This is a genomic window from Klebsiella sp. 64, assembly GCF_018223915.1.
Classification (GTDB): Bacteria; Pseudomonadota; Gammaproteobacteria; order Enterobacterales; family Enterobacteriaceae; genus Klebsiella; species Klebsiella pneumoniae.
The window spans coordinates 1-9,572 of the sequence record NZ_JAGRQZ010000010.1; the positions used below are offsets into that span (position 1 = coordinate 1).

The window sequence follows — 9,572 nt, forward strand, 5'->3', positions numbered from 1 at the left end:
GTAGGGAACTGCCAGGCATCAAATAAAGCAGAAAGCCCGGTCGAAAGACCGGGCTTTCTGTTTTTGCGTTTAAAAAGAACCCCGTCCCGAAAGGTGCGGGGTTTTTTGCTGTGTGGGGTATATCTCCCCCGGTGGCGCTGCGCTTACCGGGGCTACGGATCCGACACGGGGCTACGTCCCTGTGGCCGGACAAGGTGCGCAGCACCGCCTTTATTGCTTCGCAAAATAGCGTGACGAATGCTTGTGGCATGGTCAACCGGATAGTGAATTTACCGGATGATACAAGTCGGAAAATAATTATCAGCAGCTACGATTAATATTATTTCTTTATTTCAGCGCCATTATATTGTGCCCCGGTAAAATAATGATGCGGCCTCTTCCTCCCACAAAATAACGCGTTTACGCTTCAGAAAAAATATTTCCGTGACTGGATACTTCGCTTCCGGATGTATTGTGGCGAACGGTATGCTTCTTCCCTGTTTTTGTCTAAATGAGCTTTATCATTAACACTTTGTTAACTTGATCTGGTTTATATGGCAGCAAATTTGATATACAAAGAGGGATGATTGCCTGTATGGATGCTGCCCGAAATACCTTGCGAGACATATGCAGGTTCTCGGCTGGCAAATGAGAATAGAAATGAAAATCCTGCTTAACTGGTCGCCATTGCGCCAGCTCTTCACTTACATTCAGGAGCGCTTTACCTTTCTGGTGCTGCTCTGCTGGCCAGCGATTATCTGGTTGTTCTGCCGGGTCGGCGTGTGGCTCACCGATAACGTTTATGAACTGCTGGGAAAATCACCCGCCCAGTCCTTCACCGTGTATCTGCAGCCGTTTATGACCCCCGGCACGCTGCTGCGCATCTCCATCAGCTGGGTGGTGTTGCTGTTCATTCTCTTCAGTATGGCGATGGCCTTCACCTGGGGTTTACGTCGCTTTATGAATCGCCATAAATAAACCATTCGGCCGCCGTAAGTCGACGGCCCTTCTTAAGCCTTTATGCCATCTCACCAATAGTCTTACGAAAACGCAGCAACGCGATAGTAAAGAACACTCCGCCGATAGCCAGCAAGGTTAAGAACTGCGGCCAGACGATGGCGAAGCTGGCGCCTCGATACAATATCGCCTGCGCCAGGCTGACGAAGTGGGTGGTCGGCATGGTCAACATAATATCCTGTACCAGCTGCGGCATACTTTCTCGCGGCGTGGATCCGCCGGAGAGCATCTGCAGCGGCAGTAAGACCAGGATCATCAGCAGCCCCAGCTGCGGCATCGAGCGGGCGAGGGTGCCCATAAAAATGCCGATTGAGGTCGTGGCGAACAGGCTGAGCGCCACCCCCAGCATAAACAGGGGAATCGACCCTTCAATGGGCACCTGCAAAATCCCCTGTACCATCAGTATCAGTGACAACCCGGAGACCACCAGCACCACCAGGCCCATCGACCAGATCTTGGCCAGCATAATTTCAAACGGCGTGACCGGCATCACCAGCAGATGCTCAATGGTGCCATGTTCCCGCTCGCGGATCAGCGCCGAACCGGTGAGGACAATGGCCAGCATGGTGATATTGTTGATGATCGCCATCACCGCGCCAAAGCGCTCCTGCTCAAGGTTAGGATTAAAACGCATCCTGACCGCCAGCTCTACCGGCAGCACGCTGTTATCCCGATAGCGGGCGATAAAACTGTTTACTTCGCCGGTGATAATATTCTGGATGTAACCGTTGCCGGTAAAGGCCTGACTCATGCGCGTGGCGTCGACGTTGACCTGGATTTCCGGCTGCCGACCGGCCAGTACATCGCGCTGGAAGTTAGGCGGGATGTTGATGGCGAACGTGTAGCGCCCGGCATCCAGCCCGGCGTCCATCTCATCAGCGGTGATCAGCTCCGGCTCAAGAAACCAGGGACGGTAAAAAGCGTTAATAATGCGTGAGGAGAGCTGTGATTTATCCATATCAGCAACCGCGATCGGCGCCAGGTGCAGCGAACCGGGCATCACCGTGGCCGAGGAGTACACCGACACGGTAAACGCAAACACGATCAGCGCCAGCATCGCTTTATCACCGAGCAGGCTGCGCAGCTCTTTGACGCCAAGATTATAAATATTGCGTAATCCGCGCATCATCCCTCCTGTTTCTTCAGCAGCAGCACGCTCAACCCGAGCACCAGCGGCACCGCAATCAGTAGCGGAATGAATGAGCCCCACAAATCGCTAATATTCAGCGCTTTCGAAAAGGTCCCGCGGGCGATAGTCAGGAAGTGGCTGGTCGGGTAGATTTGCCCAATCCAGCGTCCGGGACCTTCCAGCGAGGCCACCGGATCGATCATTCCGGAAAACTGGGTTGCCGGGATCAGCGTAATAATCGCGGTACCGAAAATAGCGGCGATTTGGCTCTTCATAAAGGTTGAGATCAGCAGCCCCAGACCAGTGGCGATGGTGACATACAGCAGCGCCGCCAGGGTCAGCGTCAGGAAACTCCCCTTATGCGCGACGCCAAAGACAAAGACCGACAGCGCGCACAGCAGGAAGAAGTTAAACATCCCCAGTACGATGTAAGGCAGCTGCTTGCCGAGCAGGAATTCGCTGCGGGTGGTTGGCGTCACGTACAAGTTGATAATCGATCCGAGCTCTTTCTCACGCACTACGCTCAGGGCGCTGAGCATCGCCGGGATCATCATCAGCAGCAGCGGGATCACCGCCGGGACGATGGCCGGCAGGCTCTTCACATCTGGATTGTAGCGATAGCGGGTCTCGATGGAGATGAGCGAGGTATCGCGCTGCGGGCTGCTCTGCCGGCCGGCCATCTCCTGCAGCCAGGCCAGATGCATCGCCTGTACGTAGCCGCGCACGGTTTCCGCGCGGTTGGGCATCGCGCCGTCCACCCACACGCCGATTTGCACCGGCGTGCCGCGGGCGATATCGCGACCAAAGTTCGGCGGGATCTCTATTGCCACCGCCAGCTCGCCATCGCGCATCCGGCGGTCCAGTTCGTCATAGCTGTGCAGCGGCGCCTGCTCGATAAAGTAGCGTGAACCGGCTATGTTCTGCGACCAGCCCTGGCTGCTGAGGGTTTGATCGCGGTCGAGGACGGCAAAGCGCAGATCCTCAACGTCCATGCTGATCCCATACCCCATGATAAACATCAGGATCACCGTCCCCAGCAGCGCCAGCGTCGATCGTACCGGATCGCGGCGCAGCTCCAGCGCCTCGCGGCGGCTATAGCTAAACAGCCGGCGAAGACTGAAGGCCTGCCGTGGAGCCGTATGTCCGGAATGCGATGCCACAGCAGACGTGGGTTCTTCTGGTACTGGAGAGGACGGCTGGGCCTCTTTAAGCCAGGCGATAAACGCCTCTTCCAGGCTGTTTGAACCGCGCTGCTCGACCAGCGCCTGCGGCGTATCGCTGGCCAGCACTTTGCCGGCGTGCATCAGGGAGATACGATCGCAGCGTTCCGCCTCATTCATAAAGTGGGTGGAGATAAAAATGGTCACCTGATCCTGCCGCGCGAGGTCTACCATCAGCTGCCAGAACATATCCCGCGCCACCGGGTCGACGCCGGAGGTCGGCTCGTCGAGGATCAGCATCTCCGGGCGATGGATGACCGCCACCGCTAACGACAGGCGCTGACGGATCCCCAGCGGCAGATCGGCGGGAAGCGCGTCTTCAACCTCGGTCAGCATAAAGCGCTCGCACATTTCCGCCACCCGGCCGGGGATTTCGCCGTCCGGAATATGGAACAGGCGGGCGTGCAGCTCGAGGTTTTGCCGGACGGTCAGCTCGCTATAGAGCGAGAAGGCCTGCGACATATAGCCCACCCGCTGGCGGGTGGCGATATCCTTCGGGTCGACCGGCTGGCCGAACAGCCAGGCTTCACCTTCGCTGGCGGGCAGCAGGCCGGTGAGCATCTTCATGGTGGTGGATTTGCCGCAGCCGTTGGAGCCGAGGAAGCCGAAGATTTCACCGCGGGCGATGCGGAAATTAACGTGGTCGACGGCAACAAAGTTGCCGAAGCGCATGGTCAGGCCGCGCGCTTCGATGGCGATCTCTTCCTCACGGCTGTCGCGCGGTGGGATAACTACCGCCCTATGCGCCCGACGCTGTGCTTCTGGCAGCAGGGCGATAAACGCCTGCTCCAGGGTCTGGCTGCCGGTCTGGGCTTTGAGCTCTGCGGCGCTGCCGGTCGCCAGCACCTCGCCGGCGTTCATCGCCACCAGCCAGTCAAAGCGCTCGGCCTCTTCCATGTAGGCGGTGGCCACCAGCACGCTCATCGCCGGCTGGCGCTGGCGAATACTGTCGATAAGCTCCCAGAACTGCGCCCGGGAGAGGGGATCGACGCCGGTGGTCGGTTCATCAAGGATCAGCAGCTGCGGATCGTGGATCAGCGCGCAGCACAGGCCGAGCTTTTGCTTCATCCCACCGGAGAGTTTTCCGGCGGGGCGATCGCGAAACGGCGCCAGCCCGGTACTCTGCAGCAGCTCGTTGATGCGCAGTTCGCGCTCGGCTTTATCGTGGCCGAACAGGCGGGCGAAGAAGTCGACGTTTTCATACACCGAGAGAGTGTGATAGAGGTTTTTCCCCAGCCCCTGCGGCATCCACGCGATTTTCGGGCACACCTCGCGGCGGTGATGCACATCGCGCATATCGCCGCCAAGCACCATCACGTTCCCCTGCTCGATGGTCCGCGCCCCGGCGATCAGCGAAAGCAGGCTCGATTTGCCGACGCCGTCCGGGCCAATCAGGCCAACCATACGCCGTGCCGGGATCGCCAGACTGATATCGCGCAGCGCGATGGTGGCGCCAAACTGCTGACCAACATGTTCCAGCAGGGCGACGGGGGGCGAGGTATCCTGCGGCGTTAGTTTCATTGCGGCAACCTCACCGCCAGGGCTTCAGGCCAGGGTTGTTGTTTATCCAGCCGTACGTAAGCCATACCGGGCAGGCCGGTTTTGACATACTCCAGGTGTTGCGCCAGCAGCTCCGGCGGGATACGCGCTTTGACGCGGAACATTAGCTTCAGGCGCTCGTCGCTGGTCTCGACCGTTTTCGGCGTGAACTGGGCGACGCTGGCGACAAAGCTGATATTGGCCGGGATCACCAGATCCGGCGCGGCATCAAGGACCAAGCGCGCTTCGCTGCCGAGCGCCAGCAGACCTGCCTGTTCGGTGGGCAGAAAAAAGGTCATATAGACATCGGCGAGATCGACCATGTTCAGTACCCGGCCACCGGCGGCCAGGACTTCGCCTGGCTCAGCGACGCGATACTGAATGCGGCCATCGCGGGGGGCTTTGAGCTCGCTATCGTCAATATCGGCGAGGATCCGCCGCTCGGTCGCTTGGGCGGCTTCGACGCGGGTTTGCGCCTGAATAATGCTGGTGCGGGCAGCTTCGATGGCGGCGCGGGCGGCGGAGACCTGGGCTTTCGCCGATTCCAGCGCCGCGCGGGCGCTCTCTGCGGCCGCGCGATCGTCATCCAGCTGCTGGGCGGAGACGGCGCCACGCTGGGAGAGGGTGTTGGAGCGAACATGGCGTTTCGCCGTGGAATCCAGCTCCGCCTGGCGCTGCTTCACTACCGCTTCGCTGGCACGCATTTCACTTTGTCGCTGATCGAGCAAGGCTCTGGCGGCCAGGACCGCGCTTTCCGCTTCCTTGATTTGCGCGGCGGCTTCAAGACGCTGCTCGTTCAGTACCCGGGTATCCATTCTCGCCAGCACCTCTCCCTGGTGCACGAACTGACCCTCTTTGACCAGAATGGTGTCGATACGCCCGGCGATTTTACTGGCAATATCAACTTCGGTGGCTTCGATTCGGCCGTTGCTGCTGGCAAACCCCGCCGGGAGTCCCGGCGGGCGCAGCAGCCACCATGCGGCGGCGGCGAGCACCACCAGTAAGCCGACAAAATACCCTGCCCAACGTTTCTTTATTTTGTCCATACGCGACTCGCTTGATTCCCTGTGCTGAGTGGTGCGCGTGTTTCCTCCGGCGGGCGGAGCGTCCTTCTTGCGAAGGACGAAAAAGTGGAGGGAGGGCCGCTGACGCCGCGCTCTGCCGCGCCGATGCGCAGCCGCTCGCTGGGCTACTTATGTGGTCATCATCAGCGATCCTGGCCTTAATGAAACACGCATAGTGAGAGCTACCGTTAACGCGATAGTAACAGCCGGGGCGATATTGTCCATACGAAAGACAGGGTCTTGTCGGCGTGTTAACAAAATTATCCGCACAGGGAGTATTTCACCATCTCAGAACAGCACCGGCAGACCCAGCCCACGCTTCACCTCATGCAGCGTCTGCTGTGTGAGGTGGTGGGCGCGTTCGCTGCCCTGGCGCAGCAGTTCCAACAGCATCCCTTTATCCTGAATAAAAGTGGCCCTGCGTTCGCGGATCGGCGCCAGTAGCGTCTGCAAGCAGGTCTCCAGCTCAATCTTACACTGGCGATCGCCCAGCCCGCCGCGCTGATAGTGGGTTTTCATCTCTGCCACCCGCGCCTTATCGCTGTGGAATGCATCGAGATAGGTAAACACCACGTTGCCGTCGACATGTCCCGGATCGCTGACTCTCAGGTGCGTCGGGTCGGTATACATCGCGCTGACCGCGTGGTGGATCTCCTCCTCTGTGGCCGATAACGTCAGCGTATTGCCCAGCGATTTCGACATTTTGGCGTTGCCATCGACGCCCGGCAGGCGACTCACTTCGCTGAGTAGCGCCTTGCAGTGGCGCAGCACCGGCTCGCCGGTGAGGCTATTCATCTTGTGGACGATCTCGTTGGTCTGCTCAATCATCGGTAGCTGATCGTCGCCCACCGGCACCAGTTCGGCCTTGAACGCGGTGATATCGGCCGCCTGGCTAATCGGATAGGCGAGAAAACCCACCGGCAGCGAGCGGGCGAATCCCTTCTGGGCAATCTCATTTTTGACCGTCGGATTACGTTCTACGCGGGCGACGGTGACGATATTCATATACAGCGCGCTGAGCTCCGCCAGCGCCGGCAGGGCGGACTGCAGGCAAATAGTGGTGAGCCTGGGGTCGATGCCGACGGCCAGATAATCGGCCATGACTTCGAGGATATGGTGGCTGATTTTTTGCGGATTGCTGCCGTTGTCCGTGAGCCCTTGCAGGTCGGCGATCAGGATAAATTGCTGGTGGTTATGCTGCAGCGCGACGCGCTGGCGCAGCGAGCCGACGTAGTGGCCAAGATGAAGTTGGCCGGTCGGGCGGTCGCCGGTGAGGATGGTTTGTGGATGGTTCATCAGGGACTCCTTATCAGACTGTTCAGCCGAAAGACGTCCTGAAAACACCAAAGCCGCCTTCCGGCGGCTTTGAAAATGGAAACGTGTATCGTGCCGCCTGTTATGCAGGCAGCCACCAACGGCGGGGATAGGTAACGATAACGTTTCTGTTCATCTTTTTATCCTGCCACGAAATCACGGCGGGGTAAACCCGCCTTGTATTACATGGTCGAGAAGACGTTCATGATCACGCCGCCGGAGATAATCAGCGCCATGGCGATAATGGCCGCCAGGTCCGGTTTCTGCTTATAGAGGATCATGGAGCAGATCGTCACGCCGACGATACCGAAGCCGCACCACAGCGAGTAGGCTACGCCCACCGGAATGGTGCTCATCGCGCGGGTGAGGGCGAAGTAGCACAGGCCGTAGGCGCAGACCACCAGCGCCGAAGGCGCCAGTTTGCTGAAGCCGTTGGTTTTTTTGATCATCGAGGTGCCGGTAATTTCGGAGCCGATAGACAGCGCCAGCCATAAAAATCCGAGATTAAACATAGGGTGTTCCTTTCCTGTTAGTTGGCGATATTCTTATCCATGGAGGCGACTGGCGTGACGGGCGCAGCCTCTTCGCTCTCTTCGGAACCCATTTTCGAGAACAGGTTCATGATAACGATGCCGCTGGCGATCACCGCCATGCCGATGATGGCGGCGGTATCCGGGTGCTGGCCGTAGAAGGCCATTCCCAGCGTCGAGACCACCAGGATACCGGTACCGGACCAGGTGGCGTACGCCAGGCCGACCGGGATATCTTTCACCGCCCTTGAGAGCGAGTAATAGCAGGTGCAATAGAGCGCAATCAGCAATACGAGCAGCAGCATTTTTGTGCTGCCTTCGCTGTTACCGAACATTTTTAACGTCGAGGTTGCCGAGGTTTCGGAGAGGATAACCAGCAGCATCCATAACCAGCATTTTGTTTTCGAAGACATCGTTAAGCTCCAGGTTCATCGTTGGGTAAGGTCATATCTTTCTGTTTTTTAAATAATCAATGGCCGCATCGGTCAGCTGAGCGCGCGGGGCCGCCGCCAGCGCCGGATTATTCACCACGTCTGTGACGGTAAGATAACGGCGCGGTTCGCTGTTGACGGCGGCAGGCGCGGTGGGCGCGTCCAGCTTCGCCAGCAGCTCATTCATGGTGCCGAGGAAGACGCCGCAGGCTTCCAGACGGGCCAGCGTGGTCTGCAGATGTCCGGCGTAGGCGCTGCCGGCCTGCGCGCCGCGCAGCCGGTTGAGCTCGCTGTGCGGATCGCAGTGGTAGCGCAGCGCCAGCACCGGAATACCCGCCAGCAGCGCCTCGTGCGCGCAGCGGGAGACCGGATTGCGCAGGGTGCCGTTCAGCAGATCCGAGGCTTGCGGATAATCGAGAAACGGTAGCAGTACCGCCCGCCACGGCGCTGACGGCAGGAGATCCTGCCAGGTCGATGACGGGATAATCTCGCCCACCTCTCGCCACGCGGTGGCGTCGGCGAGACCCTCCTCCAGCGCGAGGCGCAGCGGGTAGCCGCAGCCCGCCAGGCGCTGGCGGATCGCCGCGCGATAGCCGTCAGCGGCGGTCACCATCACCAGTACCGGCGGGCGCAGGCGCTGCAAAATCCGCGTAACTAAACCTTCAATCTGTTCGTCGGTCATGGCGAGCCTCCGTTAGCCGATGAGCGTCACCTGCGCGCCGTTTTTCAACCCGGCGGCATTGGCTTCTTCGGTGTCGATGTGAAACTCCAGCGCGAAGTCATCGCGCACCCGCACCACCACTTCGTCGAAAGTCAGCTGGCGCTCGCCATTGCTGCGCACACTGACCTTCTGGCCATTGCTGACGTTGAGCTGGCGCGCGTCCTGCGGCGACATATGAATATGCCGCCAGGCGCAGATCACCTGCGAATGGAGTTCAACGTGGCCTGCGGGGCCAATCAGCAGCGCGCTACCGGCATTCTCCAGCTGGCCGGACTCACGAACCGGCGCCTTAATCCCGAGCGTGAAACAGTCGGCGCGCGATACTTCCAGTTGCGATAGCGGGCGGGTCGGCCCGAGGACACGGACGTTGGTCAGCGAGCCTTTCGGTCCGACAACGGTCACGTACTCCTGGGCGGCGAACTGCCCCGGCTGGCGCAGCGGTTTAAACGGCGTCAGGCTGTAGCCTTTGCCGAACAACGCCTCGACGTCCTGTTGCGCGAGATGGACGTGGCGGTTGGAGATCCCCACCGGGATCGCCGGCGCCGTTGCGCTCAGGCGAGCGGCGATTTTTTCGCGAACCAGGGTGTCGATCATGACTTCTTCCCTTTCTTCAGCGCCGGATGTTTAT

General features: G+C 59.5%; 9 protein-coding genes. 1 reads left to right on the forward strand and 8 read right to left on the reverse strand.

The genetic code is table 11. The features are described 5' to 3' along the window. The first annotated feature begins 639 nt into the window (after window positions 1–639). Window positions 640–957, forward strand: a complete 318-nt coding sequence (locus KHQ23_RS08605) for a hypothetical protein (RefSeq protein WP_002887322.1) — start codon at window positions 640–642, stop codon at window positions 955–957. Window positions 958–997: 40 nt separating this feature from the next. On the opposite strand, the gene KHQ23_RS08610 is transcribed toward KHQ23_RS08605, so the two are convergent. The 8 genes from KHQ23_RS08610 to KHQ23_RS08645 form a co-directional block, all read right to left on the reverse strand. Next, the gene (locus tag KHQ23_RS08610; RefSeq protein WP_019705896.1) at window positions 998–2,122 is read right to left on the reverse strand and encodes an ABC transporter permease; all 1,125 of its coding nucleotides are present in this window, start codon (window positions 2,120–2,122) and stop codon (window positions 998–1,000) included. Next, on the reverse strand, window positions 2,122–4,866 hold the full coding sequence (gene rbbA, locus KHQ23_RS08615) for a ribosome-associated ATPase/putative transporter RbbA (RefSeq protein ID WP_004182793.1): 2,745 nt from the start codon (window positions 4,864–4,866) through the stop codon (window positions 2,122–2,124). The genes KHQ23_RS08610 and rbbA overlap by 1 nt, the downstream gene beginning before the upstream one ends. Beyond that, on the reverse strand, window positions 4,863–5,930 hold the full coding sequence (locus KHQ23_RS08620; protein WP_004152412.1) for an HlyD family secretion protein: 1,068 nt from the start codon (window positions 5,928–5,930) through the stop codon (window positions 4,863–4,865). Before KHQ23_RS08620 ends, rbbA begins: the two co-directional genes overlap by 4 nt. Window positions 5,931–6,236: 306 nt before the next feature. Next, complete coding sequence (trpS, locus tag KHQ23_RS08625; RefSeq protein WP_004182794.1) at window positions 6,237–7,244, reverse strand: tryptophan--tRNA ligase; 1,008 nt, start codon at window positions 7,242–7,244, stop codon at window positions 6,237–6,239. Window positions 7,245–7,444: 200 nt separating this feature from the next. Next, window positions 7,445–7,774 (reverse strand): multidrug efflux SMR transporter, encoded by a 330-nt coding sequence (locus KHQ23_RS08630; protein WP_004182795.1) that lies wholly within the window; start codon window positions 7,772–7,774, stop codon window positions 7,445–7,447. A 17-nt stretch (window positions 7,775–7,791) separates the two neighbouring features. After that, window positions 7,792–8,205 (reverse strand): multidrug efflux SMR transporter, encoded by a 414-nt coding sequence (locus KHQ23_RS08635; RefSeq protein ID WP_004182796.1) that lies wholly within the window; start codon window positions 8,203–8,205, stop codon window positions 7,792–7,794. Between the two features lie 31 nt (window positions 8,206–8,236). Continuing rightward, a complete protein-coding gene (locus KHQ23_RS08640) occupies window positions 8,237–8,905 on the reverse strand; it encodes a hypothetical protein (protein ID WP_004182797.1) in 669 nt (222 codons plus the stop codon). Between the two features lie 12 nt (window positions 8,906–8,917). Then, the gene (locus KHQ23_RS08645) at window positions 8,918–9,538 is read right to left on the reverse strand and encodes a phosphate propanoyltransferase (protein WP_004182798.1); all 621 of its coding nucleotides are present in this window, start codon (window positions 9,536–9,538) and stop codon (window positions 8,918–8,920) included. Between the last annotated feature and the right edge of the window lie 34 nt (window positions 9,539–9,572).